Source organism: Streptomyces sp. NPDC053431 (assembly GCF_044544925.1).
In the GTDB taxonomy this organism is placed as follows: domain Bacteria; phylum Actinomycetota; class Actinomycetes; order Streptomycetales; family Streptomycetaceae; genus Streptomyces.
In genome coordinates this window covers 139411-162419 of record NZ_JBITXX010000003.1, presented here as the reverse complement: position 1 = coordinate 162419, position 23009 = coordinate 139411, and the positions used below count along the sequence as shown (strand labels likewise).

The window sequence follows — 23009 nt, the reverse complement described above, 5'->3', positions numbered from 1 at the left end:
GTCACCCTTGGGCGACTTCGGGGCGACATACACCGCGTCCGTGATCCGCGCATCCGCCGAACGAGGGCATGTGCCGCCCTCGGGGGCTTATGGACCACCTCGCCCGGCAATACGTATCGGTATGTCGTGCCGCAGCATGTCGAGCCGCAGCCAGGAGGCTGGAGCATGAGCATCTGGTGGTCCCTCCATCTGCGGCGCGAGGCCGCGAGCGTGCCGCTCGCCAGGCGGCTGCTCCTCGGCACGATGGAGACGGCGGGGGTCGATCCCGACGTCTCGTACGAGCTGTCGGTGGCCCTGACGGAGGCCTGCGCGAACGCCGTCGAGCACGGCGGTTCCCCGGTCCGCGGGGAGGCCTCGGAGGCGTACCGGGTCACCGCCTATCTCGACGGCGAGACCTGTCGCATCGAAGTGGCCGACTCGGGGCCGGGCTTCTCGGGGCGCGCGCCGCGGCCCGCCGCCGCGGACGCGGAGAGCGGCCGGGGCCTGCGGCTGATCGAGGAGCTCGCGGACCACGTCCACTTCGGTCGGACGGGCCGGGGCGGCGCGCTCGTCAGCTTCGACAAGATCATCAAGTGGCGCGCGGACGCGCCGCTGGCCCTGACGTAGGCGCGCGGGGCGGCCCTGGCCGGGGCCCGGGACGGACGAAGCCCCCCGCCGGGGTGTCGGCGGGGGGCTCCTCACGCGGTCACGCGGATGTCAGCCCTTCAGGCCGGCCATCCACGCCTCGACCTCGTCGGAGCGGCGCGGCAGCGCCTCCGACAGGTTCCGGTTGCCGGACTCGGTGACGAGGATGTCGTCCTCGATCCGGACGCCGATGCCCCGGTACTCCTCCGGCACGGTCAGGTCGTCGGCCTGGAAGTAGAGACCCGGCTCGACGGTCAGGCACATGCCCGGCTCCAGGATGGTGTCCACGTACGTCTCGGTGCGCGCGGCGGCGCAGTCGTGGACGTCCATGCCGAGCATGTGGCCGGTGCCGTGCAGGGTCCAGCGGCGCTGCAGGCCCAGCTCCAGGACGCGCTCGACCGGGCCCTCGACGAGGCCCCACTCGACGAGCTTCTCGGCGAGCACGCGCTGGGCGGCGTCGTGGAAGTCGCGGTAGGCGGCGCCGGGCTTCACCGCGGCGATGCCGGCCTCCTGCGCCTCGTACACGGCGTCGTAGATCTTGCGCTGGACGTCCGTGAAGCGGCCGTTGATCGGCAGGGTGCGGGTGACGTCGGCGGTGTAGAGCTCGGTGGTCTCCACGCCGGCGTCGAGCAGCAGCAGGTCGCCGGAGCGGACCGGGCCGTCGTTGCGGACCCAGTGCAGGGTGCAGGCGTGCGGGCCGGCGGCGGCGATGGTGCCGTAACCGACGTCGTTGCCCTCGACGCGGGCGCGCAGGAAGAAGGTGCCCTCGATGTAGCGCTCGCTGGTCGCCTCGGCCTTGTCGAGGACCTTGACGACGTCCTCGAAGCCGCGGGCGGTGGAGTCGCAGGCCTTCTGCAGCTCGGCGACCTCGAACGCGTCCTTCACGAGGCGGGCCTCGGACAGGTAGACGCGCAGCTCCTCGTCGCGCTCGGCGGTGACCTTGTCGGTGAGGGCGGCCTCGATGCCGGCGTCGTGGCCGCGCACGGCGCGGACCGGGCCGGTGGCCTCCCTCAGCTTCTCGGGCAGCTCGCGCACGTCCTTCGCCGGGATGCCGAGCAGCTGCTCCGCCTCGGCGAGGGAGTGGCGGCGGCCGACCCACAGCTCGCCCATGCCGTCCAGCCAGAACTCGCCGTTCTCGCGGTTCGAGCGGGGCAGCAGGTAGATCGTCGCCCGGTGGCCGTCCTTGACGGGCTCCAGGACGAGCACGCCGTCGTGGGTCTGGTCGCCGGTCAGGTACGCGTACTCGGTGGAGGCGCGGAAGGCGTACTCGGTGTCGTTGGACCGGGTCTTGAGGTTGCCGGCCGGGATCACCAGGCGCTCGCCCGGGAAGCGGGCGGACAGCGCGGCGCGGCGGGCGGCCGTGTGGGCGGCCTGCGCGATCGGCGCCAGGCCGTGCAGCTCGGTGTCGGCCCAGCCGGACTTCATGTTCTCGGCGAGCTCGTCGGAGACGCCCTGGTACAGGCCGTTCTTGCGCTGCTTGATCGCCTGCTCTTCGGACTCCTCCGGGGTCTCCGGGTACTCCGCGGTGAGCTCCTCGGCCACGGGCCTGCCTCCTTGTGGGTACGACACTGAACCTTCACCATCGTACGGTCGTGCGGAAGGGTCCCAGAGGCGGAAGACCCATTACCGCCGGGTCACCCGGGTGGGAGGGTGGCCCTTCTCACGCGGCCCGGCTCACTCGAAGCGGGCGGCCAGCAGGACCACGTCCTCGCCCTCGGCGGCGGGGTCGTCGAGCCCGTCGGGCAGGACGGTCCGCAGGACGTGGTCGGCGACCGCGTCCGGGTCGGCCCGGTCGGCCTTCGGCACGCTCGCCGCGGCGGCGTGCAGCCGTGCGAAGGCCCGGTCCATCGGATCGCCGGTGCGGCGCAGCAGCCCGTCCGTGTACAGCAGCACCGTTTCTCCGGGGGCGGGCGCCAGCTCGACGCTGGGCGCCTCCCAGCAGGCCAGCATGCCGAGCGGGGCGGAGAGCGAGGTCTCCACGTACTCGGTGCGGTGCTCGCCGACGACCAGCGGCGGGGTGTGTCCGGCGCCCGCGAGCACGATCCGGCGGACGGCCGGCTCGCAGTAGGCGAACAGCGCGGTCGCGGAGCGCGCGGGCTCGGTGAGGCGGAGCAGCAGCTCCAGGTCGGAGAGGACGGCGACCGGGTCCTCGCCCTCCATCACGGCGTACGCGCGCAGCGAGGCGCGCAGCCGGCCCATGGCCGCCAGGGCGCTCGGCCCGCTCCCGGAGACCGAGCCGACGGCGAGGCCGAGGGCGCCCTCGGGCAGCGGCAGCGCGTCGTACCAGTCGCCGCCGCCTCGGGGGCCGGTGCGGTGCCGGGCGGCGAGCTGGACGCCGGGGACGCGCGGGAGCCGGCTGGGCAGCAGTTCCTCGGCGACGGTGGCGACCCGGTGGCGGGCGCGCTCGACCTCCAGGAGGCGGGCGAGGTGCTCGGTGGCGAAGCGGCCGTAGAGGCCGACGAGGTGACGCTGGCGTTCGGCGGGCTCGGCGGGCTCGTCGTAGAGCCACACGACGGCGCCGAGCTTCCCGGCCTCCTCGGTGGCGAGCGGCAGGGCGTAGCTGGCGGCGTAGCCGAGGCGGGCGGCGACCTCGCGGTGCCGCGGGTCGAGGTCGTCCTCGGAGCGCAGGTCGGGGTGGGCGACGGGCCGGGGCAGGGTGCCCTCGGGCAGCGGGTCGAGTCCGTCGAGGATTCGCCCGTACGAGGTGACGCTGCGCGGCACGGTCTCGATGGTGCCGAGCTCGGCGTGGGCGAGGCCGAGACCGAAGGTGCCGGTCGGGCCGAGGCCGTCGGCGGGTTCGAGGACGGCCATGCCGCGCCGGGCGCCCACGAGGGCGGCGCCGGCGCGCAGCACCTCGTGGAGCGCGTCGTCGAGGGAACCGGTCCTGATCAGGGACTCGGTGAGCTCGTGCAGGAGGGTGAGGTCGGAGACCCAGCCGGCGAGGCGGTCCTGGAGGTGTTCGCCGGCGGAGGACATCGAGGGGAGCGGCGCGCCGATGGGTGCCGCAGTGTGCGGGGGAGAAGGAACGGTGGAATCGATTCCGGCCACTTTCGGCGCGCGCGGTGTAGTCATGGCACTCGGCTTTCCGACCTGCGCGTTTCCTGCAATAGCATCGCAAACCCCCAAGTCATTCTGCGCCGCTATCCATCGATCCACATCTACACGTACATGTAGATCGATGTCCAGCATTGTCACCATGGGACTTCTGGTGTCCGCGAGATGCGGCGAGAGGGTTGAAGCCTAGGGGAAGTTGGCCGAAAATTGCCCTCGGTGTGCACCATTTGCGGTCGACTGGCGTCGTTTGAAAGCGCGTCATTTTGAGCGTGACGGGTACGTAATCGGTGACGGGCAGGGGCAGTTGGACGCGCCCCTGAGTACGGACGCGGAACCCGGGCGTCCGCATCGCCGCAGGACGCACCCTTACCCCGAGTGGCGGGGAAATGTCTCCTTCCGGAGCGCCCGCGCAGCTCGTACGCGCTGAGATGCACAGTGATACGCACAGTGAAGATCTGCACGCAGTGTGATGTGGATTCGGCGTTCAACGGAAAGGAACGAGCGCTCATGCGCGAGATCCTCGGAAGGCGACGCAGGCTCCGGTTCCGGCGCGGGAAGCGCGAGGCGGGCACGGAGGGGTTCGACCCCGGCGCGCGAACCGGCATGAACCAGCTCGACGCGGCACTCCTGTGCGCGACCGCCTGGGACTGGCCCGTCCTGCCCGGCGTGGGCCTGCGGGCGGCGCCGACGTCGCCCGCGACGCGCCGGACGGGCCCGCCGGGCGGCTGGCGGGCGCTCGGCGAACGGGCGATGCGGTTCTGGAGCGAGGGCACGTGGGCGGACGGCGTGCCCGGCGCCGGCCCACGAGGCGACGGCCCACGTGGGGACGGCCCGCGCCCGGACGGCTCACGTGTGGACGGCGCGCGAGGTGCGGGTACGGAGAGGGCGCGCGCGTCCGGCGGTGCGAGCTGCGCCTGCCCCGACCCCGAGTGCGTCGTACCCGGCGCCCACCCCTTCGACCCCGGCCTGCTCGCCGCCACCACCGACGCCCGCATGATCCGCTGGTGGTGGAGCAGCCGTCCCGAGGCCCCCGTCCTGCTGGCCACCGGCGGCCGCGCGCCCTGCGCGGTCAGCCTTCCGGCACTCGCCGGCGCCCGGGCGCTCGCCGCGCTCGACGCCCAGGGAATGCGGCTGGGCCCGGTGGTGGCCACGCCGACCCGCTGGGCCATCCTCGTCGCCCCGTACGGACTCGAACGGCTCGGCGAGCTGCTCCACGCGAAGGACAGCGTGCCCGGGTCGCTGCGCTTCCACGGCGAGGGCGGCTATCTGCCGCTGCCGCCCTCGACCACGGGGGCCGGGCAGGTCCGCTGGGAGCGGGCGCCGCTGGAGGGTTCGGCCCGCCCGTGGCTGCCGGACGTGGAGGCGGTCGTGGACGCGCTGGTCGAGGCGAGCACGAGCATGCCGGGCGGCGGCAGCCGGTTCGCGCACTGAGCCCTTCCGCCCGGCCTCACCCGAACGGGTGCGGAACGCCCCGACATCCAGGGGAAACGGGCGCGCGGCCGGCCGGGAGCCCGGCGGCCGCGGATATCTTCGCCGGAGGATCCGTTCCGGAGAAGCAGGTGGGCCGACGTATGGGGCGCATGAGTCCGGCGAAGCTCCGCGGTCTGGGGCTCGGGGCCGCCGTGGTGATCGCCGTACTGGTACCGATCGCGGCCTCGGCGGGCCCGACGTGGAATCCGGCCGGATCTGGTGGCTCCGGCGGAAGCGGCGGCTCAGGGGGATCCGGGGAATCGGGCGGATCCCGGGGTGCCGCCGGCTCGGGAGGTGCCGGGAGCGCGGTGAAGGCGCGGGCCGCCGGACCGGCCGCGTACGGGACGTCCGACGGAGAACCGGGCGGGAGGCCGGCGGGGACGCCGGACGGGGCGGCCGAGGGGACGCCGGACGGGACGTCCGACGGACGGCCGGACGGGAAGTCCGCGGGAAGGCCGGACGGGCTGCTCGCCGAGCCGGGCCTGGACGCCTCCCGTGACTCCTCCGCCGGCTCCGCCACGCACTGCGGCCCCGAACTCGCCTCGCCCGACGGCGTGGAGGCGCAGACCTGCGTGGTGACCGAGGGCGCCGACGTGTGGGCGCGTACGTACTACCGCAACGCGACGGGGCAGGCGCTCGACGCGGTGCTCACCCTGATGGCCCCCGCCGGGCGCACCGTGCAGGTGCGGTGCGCGGTCGAGGCGCGGGACGAACCGGAGATGTGCGAAACGCCGAAGGAGCGGAGCGGGGGCGCGGCCGAGCGGTATTCGGCGGTCACGGAATTCGCCGGAGCGGGTGAAGGTGACAGCACCCCGCTGCTGCTGCGTTCGGGAAGCAACACCGCGGAGGCGGAAGGTAGTTGAAGCTTCTCCCGGCTCCGGGCATGAGAACGCCCGATCGCTGGCGACGGGGGATGCACCAGCGACCGGGCTTCCAGAACGGTAACAAGAGATCTGCCGTTCGCAAATTCGATCTCGGTTATTCGGACAGGGATTTCGCCCCCTGGCCGAGGGGTTGTGGCGGACATCACCGACCGGTCGGTCTGTCAGTCACCGATACCGCCCGGGGTATCAGCTGAGCGTCACCTGACGGTTGGTGAGGCCGCCGCGCGCCCGGCGCTCCTCGACGGTGAGCGGGGTGTCGGCGGCGAGGGCCGCGGCGAGCCGCTCGGCGAACTCGGCGGCCGGCTTCTCGCAGTCCTCCGCCGTCATCGAGGTCGGCAGGTCCCACACCGGAACCATCAGGCCGTGGGCCCGGAACGAGCCCACCAGGCGGGTGTCGGGGCCCAGCGAGGAGGTGCCGGCGGCCTGCAGCCGGGCGAGCGCGTCGAGCAGCTTCTCCTCCGGGTGGGGCATGACCCAGCGCAGGTGGTTCTTGTCCGGGGTCTCGCACCAGTAGGAGGAGTCGACGCTCGTCAGCTTGACGGTGGGGATCGCGGCGGCGTTGGCGCGCTCCAGGGAGGCGGCGACCTCGGGGTTGGAATTGTCCGAGGACTCCGGAATCCAGAATTCGAAACCGGTGTGCACGACCGGCGTGAAATCGCTGTCCGCGTCGAGCAGGTCCTGAAGTCGCGGCCCCTCCGCCGGTACGCGACGCGGGGCGACCGGCGTGCCGGGCTCGGCCACCAGGGCGCGCTCCAGGGTGTCGGCGAGGTCGCGGGCCAGGTCGCCGGAGGACGAGTCGTTCTGCAGCGCGAGCAGGACGGAGCCGTCGTCGCGGCGCAGCGCCGGCCAGGCCATCGGCAGCACGGTCGCGAGCGTCACGGACGGCACGCCCTCGGGCAGCCCACCCTTGAGGGTGAGCGGCACGGTCGCGGCGGGCACGAGTTCGCGCAGCGCGACCCAGTCGCACTCGCCCGGCAGGCCCTCGAAGGGGCGCTGGACGTGCTCGGTGACGGCGTGCGCGGCGGCCCGTCCGTGACACGCCTTGTAACGGCGGCCCGAACCGCAGGGGCACGGCTCGCGCGCACCGACGACCGGGATCTCCCCGCTCGTGACCTGTGCCTGCTCGGCCTTGCCGGCCTTGCCGGGCTTCGTCTGGGGGCGCTTCTTGGCCATGGTGTGGCTTTCTCCCGATCGCGGCGGTGCTGTCTCGGGCGCGAGCCTAGCCGTAGCCGCATCCCCGTGCCGGGATGCGGGACCCGCGGGGGTGGACCCGCGGACCCGCGAACGAACAGGCGTTCCTTCGGGCCGGGCGGTCCCTCACTCCAGGTCGTCGTACGCGTCCAGGAAGTCGAGGCCGGAACCGCCGCCCACCCGTGCCGCGAAGTCCTCGCGGCGATGGCCTTCGGTGACGACCACCCACACCGTGACCTCGCCCGTCGCGCTGTCCCGTACGCCCCAGTCCTGGGCGAGCGCGCTGATGATGTTCAGCCCGCGACCGCCGTGCGCGGTCACCGACGGTGTGGCCGGAACAGGTCGGGTCGGACCGCCGCCGTCCGTCACCTCGACCGTCAGACCGCCGGCCTTGTCGATGCTCCAGGCCGCCCGTACGTCGCCGTCGCCGACCGCCATGTCGCGCCCCAGCGGCCTGCCGTGCCGACAGGCGTTGCTCAGCAGTTCCGAGAGGATCAGCACCGCGTCGTCGACGACCGATTCGGCCATCCCGCTGCGCCTGAGCTGCTCCCGCATCCGGTGTCGCGCCTCACCCACGCCCGCAGGGCCATGGGGTACGGCCATGCTCGACGACGTGGGCACCTCCTGTGCCACCACCAACGCCACCCCCGAGACCTCCTTTGCCCCACGCCACGAGGTGAATGCCCCAATGGCCTGGACCGGAAACCGGCCAGTACGACTCCGGTGACGCACTCGTGACGATCGCGTACGTCCCGAACGCGCCGGTGCACACCCCCCGCCCCTGGGGTGGGTGGGGCAGACGGGTCTAAAGGCGGCCCAACTGGGACAGGACCTGCTTCGGCCGGTTCGTGATGATCGCGTCCACGCCGAGCCGCTCGCACAGCTCGACGTCCTCGGCCTCGTCCACGGTCCACACGTGGACCTTGTGGCCGTTCTTCTGGAGCCGAAGGATCACGGCGGGGTGGTGGCGCACGATCCGGATCGACGGACCCGCGATCCGCGCGCCGGCCGGGAGCCGGCCGTCGCGCAGCCGGGGGCTGACGAACTGGGAGAGGGAGACGGTCGGCAGGGTCGGCGCCGCGACGGCGATGCGGTGCAGCGAGCGGGCCGAGAAGCTCATGACGCGTACGGGGGAGTCCTCGGGCGCGTCGGGCGCGGCGAGCCCGAAACGGCCGAGGAGCTGGAGCAGCTTCTCCTCCACCTGCCCGGCCCAGCGGGTGGGGTGCTTGGTCTCGATGGCCAGCTCGATCCGCCGCCCGGTGTCGGCGACGAGCTCCAGCAGGCGCTCCAGGGTGAGGACGGAGGTGGCTCCGGGGTCGCCCCAGTCGGGCACCTCGCCGGCCTCCTCGCGCCCCTTCCAGGTGCCGAAGTCGAGGGCGGCGAGATCGGCGAGCTCCAGGGCGGAGACGGCGCCGCGCCCGTTGGAGGTCCGGTTGACGCGGCGGTCGTGGACACAGACGAGGTGGCCGTCGGCGGTGAGCCGGACGTCGCACTCCAGGGCGTCGGCCCCGTCCTCGATGGCCTTCACATAGGCGGCGAGGGTGTGTTCGGGGGCGTCCTCGGAGGCTCCGCGGTGGGCGACCACCTGGATCGGGAGGGGGTCCGGTTGCTGCGGTGCGTGGGTCACCGCGTCATGGTACGGGTGTCCGTTATGCCCCTATATAAAGAATGGGGTGCGGACGCACAGCTCCGGCTTACAGTGGCCTGACGCACTGTGGGAAAAGCTTGTGCGCAGCGACCGTGCAGTCATGTGGACAGGGAACTGAGGAGAGAGCTGTGAGCACCGAGAACGAGGGCGCGGAGGTTCCGGCGGACCGGAGCGCCCCGTCCACCCCTCCCGCGACTCCCCCCACGCCGCCCGCCACGACCGAGCGGAAGGCCGAGCAGGCGCCGGCGGCCCAGCAGCCGACCCCGGAGCCGACCCCGGAGCCGGCGGCCCAGGAGGCGCCGGCGGACGCGGAGACGACGCCGATGCCGGTCTCGACGCCGCACCCGGCGGACCGGCCGGCGGAGCCGCCGACGGCACCGATGCCGCCGGTCCAGGCCCCGGCCGCTCCCCCCGCCGCTCCGGTCGGCGCCCCCGCTCCGGGCCCCGCCGCGTCCGCCGCCCACGACCCCGGTGCCCCTGCCGCTCACGCTCACGCCCCCGGCTCCACCGGCGGCTGGCCTCCCGCCCCGCCCGCCGTCCCGGCCTGGGGCGCCCCGGCGGCGCCGCCGGCCCCCGAGGCCCCGCGCAGGCGCACGGGCGGCCTGGTCGCGGCGGTGCTCGCCGCGGCGCTGATCGCCGGCGGGGTCGGTGGCGGCATCGGCTACTGGGCCGCGTCGCAGAACGACCAGGACGCGACGAGCTCGACGACCGTCTCCTCGGGCGACGCCCCGGCCTCGTTCAAGCGCGACCCCGGAACGGTGGCGGCGGTGGCGGCGAAGGCGCTGCCGAGCGTCGTGACGATCCAGGCGAAGTCGGGCGGTGTGGACGGCGAGGGCGGTACGGGCACGGGCTTCGTCTACGACAAGGAAGGCCACATCGTCACGAACAACCACGTGGTGGCCTCGGCCGCGGACGGCGGCACGCTCTCCGCGACGTTCTCCGACGGCAAGACGTACGACGCGGAGGTCGTCGGCCGTGCCGAGGGCTACGACGTGGCCGTACTGAAGCTGAAGAACGCCCCGTCGAACCTGGCCCCGCTGCCGCTGGGCGACTCGAACAAGGTGGCCGTGGGTGACTCGACGATCGCCATCGGGGCGCCGTTCGGCCTGTCGAACACGGTCACGACGGGCATCATCAGCGCCAAGAACCGCCCGGTGGCGTCGGGCGACGGTGGCGGCGGCAAGAACTCGTACATGAGCGCGCTGCAGACGGACGCGTCGATCAACCCGGGCAACTCGGGCGGTCCGCTGCTCGACGCGAGCGGCGCCGTGATCGGCATCAACTCGGCGATCCAGTCGACGGGCAACGGCTTCGGCCAGACGCAGGCCGGCTCGATCGGCCTCGGCTTCGCCATCCCCGTGAACCAGGCGAAGAACGTCGCCGAGCAGCTGATCAAGACGGGCAAGCCGGTCTACCCCGTCATCGGTGCGACGGTGAACATGCAGGACAAGGGCGAGGGCGCGACCATCGCGGAGCAGGGCTCCGGCGGCACCCCGTCCGTCACCCCGAACGGGCCCGCGGCCAAGGCCGGCCTGAAGCCCGGCGACGTGATCACCGGCTTCGACGACCGGCAGATCGACAGCGGTCCGACCCTCATCAGCGAGATCTGGACCCACAAGCCCGGCGACACGGTCAAGATCACCTACGAGCGCGACGGCAGGACCGCCACGGCGACGGTCACCCTCGGCGCACGCACCGGCGACAGCTGACCTAGAGTTCCTCGCCATGGCGAGGAACGACATCACCCCTGATCACGACGACGAGGCAGGCCCGCTCCCGGAAGGGAAGCGGGTCTGGCCGCGTAACGCGGCGCTGGCGGTGCTGGCCGCCGGCGCGACGTTCCTCGCCCTGAAGTTCACCGGCGCGATGCCGGAGGACGAGTCGATGCCGTCCGCCTCGGCCGACCGACCGGCGACGGCCACGGCCCCCGCAACCTCCCCCACGACCACGGCCGGGGCGTCCGCCCCGACCCCCGCCCCGACCCGGGCTCCGGCGGCCGCAGCGGCCGGGACCGCCCCGATGGTCCCGCTCGCCGAGGTCTTCCCGGCCCGCGTCCCGGACGGCAAGGGCGGCGCGTACACGAGGGTCGGCTCGGCGGTCCTCGCCTCCTGCAAGGAACCCGACACCACCGGCCCCCGCCTCGCGGCGCTCATCGACGAGGGCAAGGGCTGCGTCGGCGAGCAGGTGGCGCTCTACAAGGACGCGGCGAACAACCAGTACAACATCGCGGTCTTCACGATGAAGGACCCCCTCGACACGGTCCACCTGGTCACGACCCTCTCCTTGGCCTACGACGACTACCAGGTCGCCGCCCAGGCCCCGCCGCCCGGCTCCGGCCTCGCCACCCTCCCGCCCACCAGCGGCATGGTCCAGGTCTTCTCCGGCGTCGGCCGCGCGATGGTCGTCGGCCTGGGCCAGTGGTCCGACGGCCGCACCGCCGACTTCCAGCAGCTCGTCGACCGGCTTTCCCCGCTCCGGAACGCCATCGGCGACAAGGCCGCCGCGTACGAGACGTCCCTGAGCACGCACCACTCCTGATCACGAACCACCGCTGACCGCCCAACCGGTAGGCTGTATCCGCTCGGATCCCCAAACGGTCCGGAGCGAGGGTGGGTTGCCCGAGCGGCCTAAGGGAACGGTCTTGAAAACCGTCGAGGCAGCGATGTCTCCGTGGGTTCAAATCCCACACCCACCGCCAGACGAGACGGCCCCCGACCGGCATGACCGGTCGGGGGCCGTCGTCGATCGCGCCGCCCCTCGACGCCGTGGCGCCGTCAGTGGTCGCTGTTAGCCTCCGGCCGTTCGTGGAGCCTTCGGGCCCCTGGGCCGTCTGGTCGGCCCTTCGGCCCTCTGGACCTTGCGACCCTCTGGACCTTGCGACCCTCTGGCCCTTGTGACCCTCCCGGCTCCGTCAGCTCGTCGCGGTCGTCCGTGCCGTGATCGCCGCCGCCGACGCGAGCGTCGCGTCGATCTCCGCCTCCTCGAGGCCCGTGCCGAGGGCCGCGGTGGTGAGGGCCGCGAGGAGCGGGCCGTCGGGGCCGTTCTCGTAGGCGCGGCAGGCGGCCCAGAAGAGGCGGGTGTTGCGCTGGCCGCGGGGGGAGGCGGCCACGAAGCGGATCAGGCCCTGACCGCTGCCGCCGCCGCCCGCGGCGCCGGCGGGCGGGCGGTGGTTCCGCAGGGGTGCCGGGGGCGCCGGGTCCGCTGCGTTGGCCGGTTCCGCGGCGTTGGCCGGGTCGTGGGGGGTCGGTGGGGTCAGGAGGGACAGGAGGGCGGGCGGGCAGGGGGCCGGGGGCAGCTCGGCCGTGTCCGGTGCCAGGCGGTACGTGCCGCGCGGCGTGACCGAGCCGGGGCCGACCAGGTAGCCGCCCGCGCCCCGGATGTCGACGCCGGGGGCCAGCCGGCTCGCCGAGTTGGGGATCACGGTGTCGGGCGGGCCGGTCAGCCACAGGTGCCGGCCGCCGCCCGGCGTGAGCACCGTGACCGTCGGCGGGACCGTGAAGCCGTGGCCGCGGGCGAGCGCCGCCAGCGCGGCCACCCCGTCCGTCCCGGCCTGCTCCCCGTCGCCCTCCCGCACGTCCAGGTCCACGCCGATCAGGCGGTGCGGCGGGCGTCCGCACGCGATCCCGTACCCCGTGGCCCACGGCGCCGCCGCGAAGAGGGCCCGTACGGCGGTCGGGTCCGTGGTGGCGTCGTAGACGCCGTGACCGGGCCGGCCGCACTCGCCGCGGCACGGCACCGGCCGGTGCTCGCCCCGGTGGGGTGAGCGGAGGGCGGGGAGCTTGGTGCGGGACAGCGGGATGACGGGAAGCCCGCGCTCCGCTGCGGTCAGGGCGTGCGCCAGGGCGAGGGCGGCGGTCTGCCGGGCAGAAGCGGCCATGCGTTTATTTTCGTACACAAGTTCGAGCTTGGGAAGGGGGCGGCCGTGGACTTGGAAGAGGAAAAGCGGAGGGGCGGATTGGCCGAAAAACTGCCGAAACGCTTCCCCTCCCACACCGTCCGGCCCGATGCCGTACAGGCGGCCGCGACACGCCTGAGCTGCGGCTTCGTCGAGGTCGAGGTGGTTTATCGACTTGTCCTCACGCTTGAGGGGGAATCATCCGCTCCGAGGTGGTTCGCCGGGGATTCGGTGGGCAACTCTGGACTCGCGACGTCGAGCACAACGACCGAGGCGGCCGGCCAACTGCCTTGGTGCATCGAGTAGTTCAGAGCTTCATGCTTCAGTTCCCGGAGGAACACACATGGCAAGCATCCGTACCGCCCGCGTTCTCGCCGCAGCCGCCGCCCTCCCGCTCGCCGCCGCGCTCTTCGCGGGAGTGGCCCAGGCCGACAACGGTGGGTTCGCGAACGACGGATCGAATGCGAGCGTCGCCACGATCATCGGCAGCGGTGTCGGCGGCAACAACCACGGCAACGCGACCACCACGCAGCAGGTGGCGACCGGTTCCGGCGCCTCCAACCAGAACAACACCGCGAGCGTGAACGGCTCCGCCTTCACGCACATCGACCAGGACAACGCGGTGGTCAACTTCTATCCGTGGTGGTGACCGGCCCGACGGGGGGAGAGATCTCGGGGTGAACGACGGCCCGTGCGGCGGTACTTCGGTACCGGCGCACGGGCCGTCCCGTCGTTCTGTCCCCGGTGCGCACCCGCTCGCTCCGTGACCTTGACAGCCCACGCCGATCTGACGGACAGTCAGAAACCTTACATGGCAGTCCTGGCAGTCCTGTATCGACGAGAGGCGTCGCCGTGCACCTCGCCCCGACCGAACGGCAGCTGCGGCTGCGCGCCGAGCTCCGCGCGTACTTCCGCGACCTGATGCCCGAAGGGCCCCCGCCCCCCGCCGACACCGCCGGCCAGCGCGCCCTGCTGCGGCGGATCGGCGGCGACGGCATGCTGGGGCTGGGCTGGCCCGAGGAGTACGGCGGGCAGGGCCGCGGCCCCGACGAGCAGTTCGTCTTCTTCGACGAGGCCTGTCGCGCCGGCGCCCCCGTCTCGATGGTCACCCTCAACACCGTCGGCCCGACCCTGATGAAGTACGGCACCGACGAGCAGAAGGCCTACTTCCTGCCCCGCATCCTCCGCGGCGAGACCGTCTTCGCGATCGGCTACAGCGAGCCCGAGGCGGGCACCGACCTCGCCTCCCTCCGCACGAGGGCCGTACGGGACGGGGAGCGGGGAGCCGGCGCCCCGGCGGCCGGGACCGGCGACGGCGCCGACTGGCTCGTCGACGGCCAGAAGATCTTCACCTCCAACGCCCACAACGCCGACTGGATCTGGCTCGCCTGCCGCACCGACCCGGATCCCGGGACGCCCCGCCACCGCGGCATCTCGATCATCCTCGTCCCCACCGACGCGCCCGGCTTCTCCTGGACGCCCATCGAGACCGTCGGCGGCCTCATGACCACGGCCACCTACTACGACTCCGTCCGCGTGCCCGCCGGCAACCTCGTCGGGCCGGAGAACGGGGGCTGGGGCCTGATCACCAACCAGCTCAACCACGAGCGGGTCGCGCTCGCCGCGATCGGGATGCAGGCCGAGGACTTCTACGCGTCGGCGCTTCGGCATGCCCGTACGCCCGATCCGGTGACAGGGAAGCGGCGGATTGACGAGCCGTGGATCCGGATCCGAGCCGCCGAAGCACATGCCCGGCTGGCGGCAACGCGCCTGCTCAACTGGCGTTTGGTGGGGGACGTGGGGGCCGGTCGGCTGGGCCCCGGTGACGCGAGCGGAGTGAAGTTCGCGGGAACCGAATCGGCGGTCGAGGTGTACCGAATGTGTCAGGAGATCGCGGGCGGGGCCGGACTGGTCCGAGCGGGGTCGCCGGGAGCGTTCGACGGCGGCGAGCTCGAGCGGATGAACCGGGCCGCCCAGATCAACACCTTCGGGGGAGGGGTGAGCGAGGTGCAGCGCGAGATCGTCGCGATGATGCGGCTCGGCATGAAGGGGAGGGGGCGTCGATGAGCCCCGAGCGGATCGAGCAAAGGAACCACCAGGCGCGCCGTCGGGCGGACGATCAGGCGAGCGACCCGGTCGGCGGTCGGGTGGGCGACGCGGTGGGTGCCCCGGTCAGCGGTCCGGTGGGCGCCCCGGACAGCGGTCCTGTCGGCGACCCGCCGACTGACCCGCTGAGTGACCCGCTGTACGAGCGGCTGAAGACGTACGAGGGCAGGTCCGCGTCCAACGCCGCCGTCGGCAAGGACCCGGTCAACGAGCCGATGATCCGGCACTGGTGCGAGGCGATGGGCGACCGCCACCCGGCCTACCGAGGGCCGGATGCCGTCGCGCCACCGACCATGCTCCAGGCATGGACGATGGGCGGCCTGTCCGGCCACCCGGACCGTTCCGGGGCGTACGAGGAGCTGTCCACGCTGCTCGACGAGGCCGGTTTCACCTCGATCGTCGCCACCGACTGCGAGCAGGAGTATCTGCGGCCCCTGCGCCCCGGGGACGAGATCACGTTCAGCAACGTCATCGAGGCCGTCTCGCCGCGCAAGACCACCAAGCTCGGCACCGGCCACTTCATCACCACCCGCATGGACGTCCGGGCGGCCGGGGAGCTCGCCGGCACCCACCGCTTCCGCGTCCTGAAGTACGCCCCCGCGACCAGACCTCCGAAGCCGGAGCCGAGGCCGAAGTCGAAGCAGGAGCCGAAGCAGGAGCCGAAGCAGGAGTCCAGGAAGGAATCTACGCAGAAGCCCCAGCAGACCGCCGCGCCGCGGCGGCCCCGGCCCGTGGTCAACCGTGACAACGCCGGGTTCTGGGAGGGCGTGGCCGGGCACCGGCTGCTGATCCAGCGCTGCGGCGGCTGCGCGACCCTGCGCTTTCCCTGGCTGCCGGGGTGCAACGCCTGCGGCTCGCGCGAGTGGGACACCGTCGAGGCGAGCGGCGAGGGGACGGTCTACTCCTACGTGGTGATGCACCACCCGCCGTTCCCCGCCTTCACCCAGCCCGACCACGCCGGCGGCGCGGCGGGCCCCGGCGCGGCGGGCCCCTACGCCGTCGGACTCGTCGAACTGGCCGAAGGTGTGCGGATGATCAGCAACGTCGTCGGGGTGCCGTACGACAAGGTGCGGATCGGGATGCCGGTCAGGCTGGAGTTCCTCCGGGTGGACGACGAGCTCGAACTGCCCGTGTTCCGCGCGGAGCCGGGCACCGGAGGGGAGGGCTGACATGGACTTCACCCCCACCGAGGAGCAGCAGGCCGCCCGGGAACTGGCCGCGCGGATCTTCGGCGACCTCTCCACCCACGAGCGGCTCGCCGCCGCCGGCACCGGCAGCGACGCCGAGCTGTGGAAGGCGCTGTGCGCCGCGGGCCTGCCCGAGGCCGTCGAGGAGACCGGACTGCTCGGACTCGTCCTGCTCGCCGAGGAGCAGGGGCGCACGACGGCGCAGGTCCCCTTCACGGCGAGCTGTGCGTACGGGCTGCTCGCCGTCGCCCGCCACGGTACGGAGGAGCAGCGCGCCCGGCTGCTGCCCGGGCTCCGGGACGGCACGACGGTGGTCACCGGCGCCTTCCCGGCTGCCGAGGGCCGGGGATCGGTACAGGCGGAGGGCGCGGAGGACGCGGAGGACTCGGAGGGCGCGGAGGACTCGGAGGGCGCGGAGGACCGCGGCCGGCTCACCGGCACCGTCCCGTGGGTGCCCTGGCTGAGGGACGCCACCCACGTCCTCGTGCCGGACGCGGGGCGGACCCTGTGGCTGGTGCGCACGGCGGACGCCGGCCCGGCCGACCCGGTCGAGCTCACGGCCCCGTGGTCCGCCGGACGCCTGGTCCTCGACGGGACCCCGGGCGAGCGCCTCGGTCGGGCGGAGGACCCCCATGGCGTGTACGCGGACGTGCTCGCCGCCGCCCGGATCGCCTTCGCCGGCCTCCAGGCGGGGGTCTGCGCCGGCTCGCTGGCGCGCGCGGTCGCGTACACCTCCGTGCGGGAGCAGTTCGGCCGTCCGTTGTCCTCCCACCAGGCGGTGCAGCTGAGAGCCGCGGACGCGCACATGGACACGGAGTCCATCCGGGTCACGGCGTACGAGGCGGCCTGGCGTCACGACCAGGCGCTGCCGGCGGCCGAGCACGCCCTGACGGCCGCCTGGTGGGCCTCCGAGGCGGGGAAGCGGGTCGTCCACGCCGGCCAGCACCTGCACGGCGGCATGGGCGCGGACCTCGACCACCCCGTCCACCGGCACTTCCTCTGGGGACGCCAGCTCGACGCCTATCTGGGCTGCGGCACCGAACTCCTCGCCGAACTGGGCGAGCTGCTCGCGAAAGGAGCGGCGGCATGACCGCGACCGGACGGCCCCCGCGGACCGGGGACGAGCTGGCACCGCTCGTCCTGCCGATCACCCGCACCCTGATCGTCGCCGGGGCCGTCGCCTCGCGGGACTACCAGGACGTGCACCACGACGCCGAGCTGGCCCGGGAGAAGGGCTCCCCGGACATCTTCATGAACATCCTCACCACCAACGGCCTGGTCGGGCGCTACATCACCGACCACTTCGGCCCCCGGGCCGAGCTCCGCAAGGTCGCCATCCGGCTGGGCGCCCCCAACTATCCCGGGGACACGATGACGTTGACCGGCACGGTCACGGCGGTGGACGGCGACAGGGTCCAGGTGCGGGTGGTCGGGGCCAACGGCCTGGGGCACCACGTGACCGGCACGGTCACCGTCGCGCTGCCGGGGGAGGAGGAGCGATGAGCGTCCGCACCCGGGACTCGCTCGGCGGCCGGGCCGCCATCGCCGGGATCGGCGCCACCGAGTTCTCCAAGGACTCGGGGCGCAGCGAGCTCACCCTCGCCGTGGAGGCCGTGCACGCGGCGCTCGAGGACGCCGGGCTCGTCCCCGCCGACGTCGACGGCCTGGTCACGTTCACGATGGACACCAACCCGGAGATCACCGTCGCCCAGGCGGCCGGCATGGGCGAGCTGTCCTTCTTCTCCCGCGTCCACTACGGCGGTGGTGCCGCCTGCGCCACCGTCCAGCAGGCCGCCCTCGCCGTCGCCACGGGGATCGCCGAAGTCGTCGTCTGCTACCGGGCGTTCAACGAGCGCTCGGGGCGCCGCTTCGGATCGGGGGTGCAGCAGCGGGAGCCGTCCGCGGAGGGCGCGGCGCTCGGCTGGCAGCTGCCGTTCGGGCTGCTCACGCCGGCCTCGTGGGTCGCCATGATCGCCCAGCGTTATCTGCACACGTACGGGCTGACGCCGGACGCCTTCGGGCATGTCGCCGTCACCGACCGCCGGTACGCGGCCACCAACCCGGCCGCGTACTTCTACGGCAAGCCGATCACCCTCGCCGACCACGCCGCCTCCCGCTGGATCGCCGAGCCGCTGCGGCTGCTCGACTGCTGTCAGGAGACCGATGGCGGCCAGGCGATCGTCGTCACCTCCACCGAGCGCGCCCGCGACCTGCGCCGGCCGCCCGCGGTGGTCGTGGCCGCCGCCCAGGGTGCGGGGCGCAACCAGGAGGCGATGACCAGCTTCTACCGGGACGGGCTGACCGGGCTGCCGGAGATGGGCGTGGTGGCGCGCCAGCTCTGGCGCACCTCGGGGCTCGCGCCCGGCGACATCGACGTGGGCATCCTCTACGACCACTTCACCCCGTTCGTGCTGATGCAGCTGGAGGAGTTCGGTTTCTGCGGGAAGGGCGAGGCGGCCGACTTCGTGGCGGCGGACGCGCTGCCGCTGAACACCCACGGGGGCCAGTTGGGCGAGGCGTATCTGCACGGCATGAACGGGATCGCGGAGGCCGTCCGGCAACTGCGCGGCACGTCCGTGAACCAGATACCCGGGGCGGCCAGGACACTGGTCACGGCGGGCACCGGGGTTCCCACGTCCGGGTTGATCCTGGGCACGGACGGCTGACGGGACGGCCCCAGCGGTGGCCGCGCGGGGCGGGGCGCTCTTCACTCACGCCATGAGGCACACCCCACCGCACCACCCTCGCGCGACCGGACACCCGGGCGGTACGGACGGCCCCCGGACGGCCGGCCGGCCGCCCGCGCCCGACCGCCCGGACCGCCGGCCCCGCGCCCGCGCGCTCCTGGCGGCGGCCGGCGCCCTGGTGACCGCGACCGCAGCGCTCCTGATCGCCCCGCCCCACGGCAACCCGGGGACGGCGCCGGCCCCGGCCCAGGGCAACCCGGGGGCGGCGCCTGCCCACGGCAACCCCGCCCCGGCGGCGCCGGCCCCGGCCCACGGAAACCGGGCTGCGGCGGTGCCCGAGGCGGCTCGCGCCAACCCGGCCCCGGCGGCGCCGGTCCCGGCCTACGGCAACCGAGCCGCGGCGCCGGTCCTGGCCCACGGCAACCCGGCCGCGGCGCCGGTCCCGGCCCACGGAAACCCGGGGGCGCCCGCCCCGGCCTACGGGAACCCGGCGGCGGCGCCCGCGGCCCACCGGCACCCGCCCGCGGCGGCCCACCGGCACCCGGCCGCGGCGGCGCCCGCCCCGGTTCGCGGGGCGCCCGTGCCCCGGTACTTCGCCGGGCGGGCGTTCGACACCTGCCAGGCGCCCTCGCTGGCGGTGATGCGGGCCTGGCAGGCGTCGCCGTACCGGGCCGTCGGGGTGTACTTCGGGGGCCGTGGCCGGGGGTGCCCGGTGCAGCGGGAGCTGACGCCCGGGTGGGTGGCCTCGGTCAACGCGCTGGGCTGGCGGGTGCTGCCGTTGTTCGTGGGGTCGCAGGCGCCGTGCGTGAACTCGGAGGCGAAGCGGCGGTACGCGATCGGCCGTACGCCCTGGCTCCAGGGCACCCAGGAGGCCGGGGAGGCGGTGCGGGCGGCGCGGGCCCTCGGCTTCGCCGTGGCCAGTCCGCTCTACCTGGACATCGAGGCGTACCGGTCCGGCGACTCCGGCTGCACCGCGACCACCGTCCGCTTCGTCCGGGCGTGGAGCCGGGAGGTCCGCCGCCTCGGCTACGTACCCGGCTTCTACAGCAGTGCGGAGACCGGGATCCGGCAGCTGGAGCGGGAGCGGCGGGCGGGCACGAAGGATCTGCCGTCGGTGGTGTGGTTCGCGCGCTGGCGGGGTGTGCCCGCGCTCGACACGGAGAGCGTGCTCGCGTCCTCGGCCTGGCGGCCGCACGCCCGCATCCACCAGTACGCGGGCGATGTCACCGAGACCCACGGAGGCCGGCGGATGGTGATCGACCGCAGCGTCGTGGACGCCCCCGTCGCCCGGATCGGCGGTGCGTAGCCCGCGCCCCGCCCGCCTCGCCCGGGCCCGGGGGTGTGCAGCCCACGCCCCGCCCGCCCCGCGCCACCCCGCCCGGCCGCCCCTGCCATCCCGCGCCCGCCCGCCCTGCGCCACCCCGCCCTGCGCCACCCCGCCCCGGGGCGCATAGCCCGCGCTCGCCCGCCCCGCGCCACCCCGCCCCGAGGCGCATAGCCCGCGCCCGCCCGCCCTGCGCCGCCCGCCCCCGCGCCCGGGGGTCGCGTAGCCCGCGGCCCGCCCGCCTCTGCCACCCCCCGGCTGCCGCTGCCACCCCGCCCCGCCCGCCCCCGCGCCACCCCGCCCGCCCGCCCTTCCGCGCCCGCGCCGCGCCGCGAGATGGCGCCCGCGCCCGGCCCTTCCTCCTCCTCGACCCTGACGAGAGGCACACCGCCCCTCCACCTTCAGGAGGTGCAGACATCCCCACCCCTACAACCTGAGGGGGATCGCGGTTCGGGACCTGGGGCCGATCCCCGGGACGGTCGGCCGCTCATAGCGTGGAGCCATGACTCCGGCACCCTCTGGCCCCGTCTGCGCCGGCGCCTCCAAGGCCGCCAACGGCCGGGCGGCGTTCGCCTCGTACCCGTCGTTCACCTCGTACGTACGGGCCCGCGGCCCCGTCCTCCTGCGCACCGCGCGCTCGCTGACCGCGAACCCGTCGGACGCCGAGGACCTGCTCCAGACCGCGCTCACCAAGACCTTCATGGCCTGGGAGCGCATCGAGGACCACCGCGCTCTGGACGGTTACGTCCGGCGTGCGCTGCTGAACACCCGTACGTCGCAGTGGCGCAAGCGCAAGGTCGACGAGTTCGCCTGCGAGGAGCTGCCGGAGCCGGTCGGGCTTCCGGAGTCGGACCCGGCGGAGCGGCAGGTGCTGCACGACGCGATGTGGCGTGCGGTGATGAAGCTCCCGGACCGCCAGCGGGCGATGGTCGTCCTCAGGTATTACGAGGATCTCAGCGAGGCGCAGACCGCCGAGGTGCTCGGCGTCTCCGTCGGGACGGTGAAGAGTGCCGTCTCCCGGGCCCTGGGCAAGCTCCGCGAGGACCCCGAGCTCTCCCCGGTGCGGTGACCCGTACGGAGGTCGGTGCGGGCGTCCGTATGACGGTGGATCAGCCCTCCTGGCCCGGCACGGCGCGGGTTACCCTCAGTTACGCCAGTAATCACTGGCAATTAAATACTCTCGGGTAGTGACATACCGCCTGGTACGCGCGCAGAATCTCCACACCCCCACATCACCTACTGCCGCGTAGCGCCCCCGGGAGGACGCCGTGCTGAGCACCATGCAGGACGTACCGCTGACCGTGACCCGCATCCTCGAGCACGGGATGACGATCCACGGGAAGTCGACCATCACCACCTGGACGGGAGAGGCCGAGCCGCAGCGCCGCACCTTCGCGGAGGCGGGTGCCCGCGCCGGACAGCTGGCCCACGCCCTGCGCGACGAACTCGGGGTCACCGCCGACGAGCGGGTGGCCACCCTCATGTGGAACAACGCCGAGCACGTCGAGGCGTACTTCGCGATCCCCGCCATGGGCGCGGTCGTCCACACCCTGAACCTCCGGCTGCCCGCCGAGCAGCTGGCCTGGATCGTGAACCACGCCGCCGACCGGGTGGTCATCGTCAACGGTTCACTGCTCCCCCTGCTCGCCCCGCTGCTGCCGCACCTGCCGACCGTCGAGCACATCGTCGTCACCGGCCCCGGCGACCGCTCCGTCCTGGACGGCGTGGCGCCGCGCGTGCACGACTACGAGGAGCTCATCGCCGGCCGGCCCACCACGTACGACTGGCCCGAGCTGGACGAGCGCACCGCCGCGGCCATGTGCTACACCTCCGGCACCACCGGCGACCCCAAGGGCGTCGTCTACTCCCACCGCTCCATCTACCTGCACAGCATGCAGGTCAACATGGCCGAGTCGATGGGGCTGACCGACAAGGACAAGACCCTCGTCGTCGTGCCGCAGTTCCACGTGCTCGCCTGGGGCCTGCCGCACGCCACCTTCATGACCGGCGTCAGCATGCTGATGCCGGATCGTTTCCTCCAGCCTGCCCCGCTCGCCGAGATGATCGAGCGCGAGAAGCCGACCCACGCCGCCGCCGTCCCCACCATCTGGCAGGGCCTGCTCGCCGAGGTCCTCGCGCGCCCGCGCGACCTCACCTCCATGGCCCAGGTCACCATCGGCGGCGCGGCCTGTCCGCCCTCCCTCATGGAGGCGTACGACAAGCTCGGCGTGCGTCTCTGCCACGCCTGGGGCATGACGGAGACCTCCCCGCTCGGCACCATGGCCCACCCGCCGGCCGGTCTGACCCCCGAGGAGGAGTGGCCCTACCGCGTCACCCAGGGCCGCTTCCCGACCGGCGTCGAGGCGCGCCTGGTCGGCCCCGCCGGCGAGATCCTGCCCTGGGACGGCGAGTCGGCCGGCGAGCTGGAGGTCCGCGGCAACTGGATCGCCGGCGCGTACTACGGCGGCGCCGGGGGCGAGGCCTTCCGCCCCGAGGACAAGTTCAGCGCGGACGGCTGGCTCAAGACCGGCGACGTCGGCGTCATCAGCGCCGACGGCTTCCTCACCCTCACCGACCGCGCCAAGGACGTCATCAAGTCCGGCGGCGAGTGGATCTCGTCGGTCGAGCTGGAGAACGCGCTCATGGGCCACCCGGCCGTCGCCGAGGCCGCCGTCGTCGCCGTCCCCGACGAGAAGTGGGGCGAGCGCCCGCTGGCGACCGTCGTCCTCAAGGAGGGGGCGACGGCGGACTACGAGGAGCTCCGCGCGTTCCTCGCCGCGGAGGGCGGCATCGCCCGCTGGCAGCTCCCGGAGCGCTGGGCGATCGTGCCGTCGGTCCCCAAGACGAGCGTCGGGAAGTTCGACAAGAAGGTGATCCGCAAGCAGTACGCGGAGGGCGAGCTGGACGTCACCCAGCTCTGACCGCCGGAACGGCACCGA

21 protein-coding genes and 1 tRNA gene are annotated in these 23009 nt (G+C 73.6%); 16 read left to right on the top strand and 6 right to left on the bottom strand.

Features of this window, described 5'->3' with window-relative positions:
- Positions 1 to 165 precede the first annotated feature (165 nt).
- Positions 166 to 606, top strand: a complete 441-nt coding sequence (locus ACIGXE_RS10195) for an ATP-binding protein (RefSeq protein WP_399745462.1) — start codon at positions 166 to 168, stop codon at positions 604 to 606.
- Positions 607 to 696: 90 nt separating this feature from the next.
- On the opposite strand, the gene ACIGXE_RS10190 is transcribed toward ACIGXE_RS10195, so the two are convergent.
- Together ACIGXE_RS10190 and ACIGXE_RS10185 are read right to left on the bottom strand one after the other, a co-directional pair.
- A complete protein-coding gene (locus ACIGXE_RS10190) occupies positions 697 to 2166 on the bottom strand; it encodes an aminopeptidase P family protein (protein WP_399745460.1) in 1470 nt (489 codons plus the stop codon).
- Positions 2167 to 2298: 132 nt separating this feature from the next.
- Positions 2299 to 3813 (bottom strand): PP2C family protein-serine/threonine phosphatase, encoded by a 1515-nt coding sequence (locus ACIGXE_RS10185; protein WP_399745458.1) that lies wholly within the window; start codon positions 3811 to 3813, stop codon positions 2299 to 2301.
- A gap of 372 nt (positions 3814 to 4185) precedes the next feature.
- Here ACIGXE_RS10185 and ACIGXE_RS10180 point away from each other — a divergent pair, with 372 nt between their 5' ends.
- Together ACIGXE_RS10180 and ACIGXE_RS10175 are read left to right on the top strand one after the other, a co-directional pair.
- The gene (locus tag ACIGXE_RS10180) at positions 4186 to 5109 is read left to right on the top strand and encodes a bifunctional DNA primase/polymerase (RefSeq protein WP_399745456.1); all 924 of its coding nucleotides are present in this window, start codon (positions 4186 to 4188) and stop codon (positions 5107 to 5109) included.
- A gap of 347 nt (positions 5110 to 5456) precedes the next feature.
- The gene (locus tag ACIGXE_RS10175) at positions 5457 to 6011 is read left to right on the top strand and encodes a hypothetical protein (protein ID WP_399745454.1); all 555 of its coding nucleotides are present in this window, start codon (positions 5457 to 5459) and stop codon (positions 6009 to 6011) included.
- Positions 6012 to 6218: 207 nt separating this feature from the next.
- On the opposite strand, the gene ACIGXE_RS10170 is transcribed toward ACIGXE_RS10175, so the two are convergent.
- From ACIGXE_RS10170 to ACIGXE_RS10160, 3 genes are all read right to left on the bottom strand, one after another.
- A complete protein-coding gene (locus tag ACIGXE_RS10170) occupies positions 6219 to 7205 on the bottom strand; it encodes a DUF5926 family protein (RefSeq protein WP_399745452.1) in 987 nt (328 codons plus the stop codon).
- A 144-nt stretch (positions 7206 to 7349) separates the two neighbouring features.
- Positions 7350 to 7955, bottom strand: coding sequence for an ATP-binding protein (locus ACIGXE_RS10165; protein WP_399745450.1), 606 nt, complete (start codon positions 7953 to 7955; stop codon positions 7350 to 7352).
- A 73-nt stretch (positions 7956 to 8028) separates the two neighbouring features.
- Positions 8029 to 8850 carry a glycerophosphodiester phosphodiesterase gene (locus tag ACIGXE_RS10160; protein WP_399745448.1) on the bottom strand — a complete coding sequence of 274 codons (822 nt, stop codon included), beginning with the start codon at positions 8848 to 8850 and terminating at the stop codon, positions 8029 to 8031.
- A 149-nt stretch (positions 8851 to 8999) separates the two neighbouring features.
- On the opposite strand from ACIGXE_RS10160, the gene ACIGXE_RS10155 reads away from it, so the two are divergent.
- From ACIGXE_RS10155 to ACIGXE_RS10145, 3 genes are all read left to right on the top strand, one after another.
- The gene (locus ACIGXE_RS10155) at positions 9000 to 10580 is read left to right on the top strand and encodes a S1C family serine protease (RefSeq protein ID WP_399745446.1); all 1581 of its coding nucleotides are present in this window, start codon (positions 9000 to 9002) and stop codon (positions 10578 to 10580) included.
- A 16-nt stretch (positions 10581 to 10596) separates the two neighbouring features.
- Positions 10597 to 11409, top strand: a complete 813-nt coding sequence (locus ACIGXE_RS10150; protein ID WP_399745444.1) for a hypothetical protein — start codon at positions 10597 to 10599, stop codon at positions 11407 to 11409.
- Between the two features lie 70 nt (positions 11410 to 11479).
- Positions 11480 to 11569: transfer RNA gene (locus ACIGXE_RS10145), tRNA-Ser, on the top strand.
- A gap of 213 nt (positions 11570 to 11782) precedes the next feature.
- On the opposite strand, the gene ACIGXE_RS10140 is transcribed toward ACIGXE_RS10145, so the two are convergent.
- Positions 11783 to 12748, bottom strand: a complete 966-nt coding sequence (locus ACIGXE_RS10140; protein ID WP_399745442.1) for a bifunctional DNA primase/polymerase — start codon at positions 12746 to 12748, stop codon at positions 11783 to 11785.
- A gap of 45 nt (positions 12749 to 12793) precedes the next feature.
- On the opposite strand from ACIGXE_RS10140, the gene ACIGXE_RS10135 reads away from it, so the two are divergent.
- The 10 genes from ACIGXE_RS10135 (at position 12794) to ACIGXE_RS10090 (ending at position 22991) form a co-directional block, all read left to right on the top strand.
- Positions 12794 to 13072, top strand: a complete 279-nt coding sequence (locus ACIGXE_RS10135) for a hypothetical protein (RefSeq protein WP_399745440.1) — start codon at positions 12794 to 12796, stop codon at positions 13070 to 13072.
- 37 nt (positions 13073 to 13109) lie between these two features.
- Positions 13110 to 13415 carry a hypothetical protein gene (locus tag ACIGXE_RS10130; protein ID WP_399745438.1) on the top strand — a complete coding sequence of 102 codons (306 nt, stop codon included), beginning with the start codon at positions 13110 to 13112 and terminating at the stop codon, positions 13413 to 13415.
- 203 nt (positions 13416 to 13618) lie between these two features.
- Positions 13619 to 14833, top strand: coding sequence for an acyl-CoA dehydrogenase family protein (locus ACIGXE_RS10125; RefSeq protein ID WP_399745436.1), 1215 nt, complete (start codon positions 13619 to 13621; stop codon positions 14831 to 14833).
- Positions 14830 to 16041, top strand: a complete 1212-nt coding sequence (locus ACIGXE_RS10120) for a bifunctional MaoC family dehydratase N-terminal/OB-fold nucleic acid binding domain-containing protein (protein ID WP_399745434.1) — start codon at positions 14830 to 14832, stop codon at positions 16039 to 16041. Before ACIGXE_RS10125 ends, ACIGXE_RS10120 begins: the two co-directional genes overlap by 4 nt.
- A gap of 1 nt (position 16042) precedes the next feature.
- Positions 16043 to 17149, top strand: coding sequence for an acyl-CoA dehydrogenase family protein (locus ACIGXE_RS10115; RefSeq protein WP_399745432.1), 1107 nt, complete (start codon positions 16043 to 16045; stop codon positions 17147 to 17149).
- Positions 17146 to 17562, top strand: a complete 417-nt coding sequence (locus ACIGXE_RS10110) for a MaoC family dehydratase (protein WP_399745430.1) — start codon at positions 17146 to 17148, stop codon at positions 17560 to 17562. Before ACIGXE_RS10115 ends, ACIGXE_RS10110 begins: the two co-directional genes overlap by 4 nt.
- The gene (locus tag ACIGXE_RS10105) at positions 17559 to 18725 is read left to right on the top strand and encodes a lipid-transfer protein (RefSeq protein WP_399745428.1); all 1167 of its coding nucleotides are present in this window, start codon (positions 17559 to 17561) and stop codon (positions 18723 to 18725) included. The genes ACIGXE_RS10110 and ACIGXE_RS10105 overlap by 4 nt, the downstream gene beginning before the upstream one ends.
- A gap of 52 nt (positions 18726 to 18777) precedes the next feature.
- Positions 18778 to 20052 (top strand): DUF1906 domain-containing protein, encoded by a 1275-nt coding sequence (locus ACIGXE_RS10100; protein WP_399745426.1) that lies wholly within the window; start codon positions 18778 to 18780, stop codon positions 20050 to 20052.
- A 520-nt stretch (positions 20053 to 20572) separates the two neighbouring features.
- Entirely contained in the window at positions 20573 to 21139 is a 567-nt protein-coding gene (locus ACIGXE_RS10095) for a SigE family RNA polymerase sigma factor (protein ID WP_399745424.1), read from the top strand.
- Positions 21140 to 21338: 199 nt separating this feature from the next.
- Entirely contained in the window at positions 21339 to 22991 is a 1653-nt protein-coding gene (locus ACIGXE_RS10090; RefSeq protein WP_399745422.1) for a long-chain fatty acid--CoA ligase, read from the top strand.
- Positions 22992 to 23009 lie beyond the last annotated feature (18 nt).

Bases quoted from the DNA above. Each gene is read 5' to 3' on its own strand.
- ACIGXE_RS10110 (WP_399745430.1), top strand. From the start codon at position 17,146: ATGACCGCGACCGGACGGCCCCCGCGGACCGGGGACGAGCTGGCACCG.
- ACIGXE_RS10180 (WP_399745456.1), top strand. From the start codon at position 4,186: ATGCGCGAGATCCTCGGAAGGCGACGCAGGCTCCGGTTCCGGCGCGGG.
- ACIGXE_RS10195 (WP_399745462.1), top strand. From the start codon at position 166: ATGAGCATCTGGTGGTCCCTCCATCTGCGGCGCGAGGCCGCGAGCGTG.
- ACIGXE_RS10140 (WP_399745442.1), bottom strand. From the start codon at position 12,748: ATGGCCGCTTCTGCCCGGCAGACCGCCGCCCTCGCCCTGGCGCACGCC.
- ACIGXE_RS10130 (WP_399745438.1), top strand. From the start codon at position 13,110: ATGGCAAGCATCCGTACCGCCCGCGTTCTCGCCGCAGCCGCCGCCCTC.
- ACIGXE_RS10100 (WP_399745426.1), top strand. From the start codon at position 18,778: ATGAGGCACACCCCACCGCACCACCCTCGCGCGACCGGACACCCGGGC.
- ACIGXE_RS10095 (WP_399745424.1), top strand. From the start codon at position 20,573: ATGACTCCGGCACCCTCTGGCCCCGTCTGCGCCGGCGCCTCCAAGGCC.
- ACIGXE_RS10115 (WP_399745432.1), top strand. From the start codon at position 16,043: ATGGACTTCACCCCCACCGAGGAGCAGCAGGCCGCCCGGGAACTGGCC.
- ACIGXE_RS10150 (WP_399745444.1), top strand. From the start codon at position 10,597: ATGGCGAGGAACGACATCACCCCTGATCACGACGACGAGGCAGGCCCG.
- ACIGXE_RS10120 (WP_399745434.1), top strand. From the start codon at position 14,830: ATGAGCCCCGAGCGGATCGAGCAAAGGAACCACCAGGCGCGCCGTCGG.
- ACIGXE_RS10170 (WP_399745452.1), bottom strand. From the start codon at position 7,205: ATGGCCAAGAAGCGCCCCCAGACGAAGCCCGGCAAGGCCGGCAAGGCC.
- ACIGXE_RS10185 (WP_399745458.1), bottom strand. From the start codon at position 3,813: ATGCTGGACATCGATCTACATGTACGTGTAGATGTGGATCGATGGATA.
- ACIGXE_RS10105 (WP_399745428.1), top strand. From the start codon at position 17,559: ATGAGCGTCCGCACCCGGGACTCGCTCGGCGGCCGGGCCGCCATCGCC.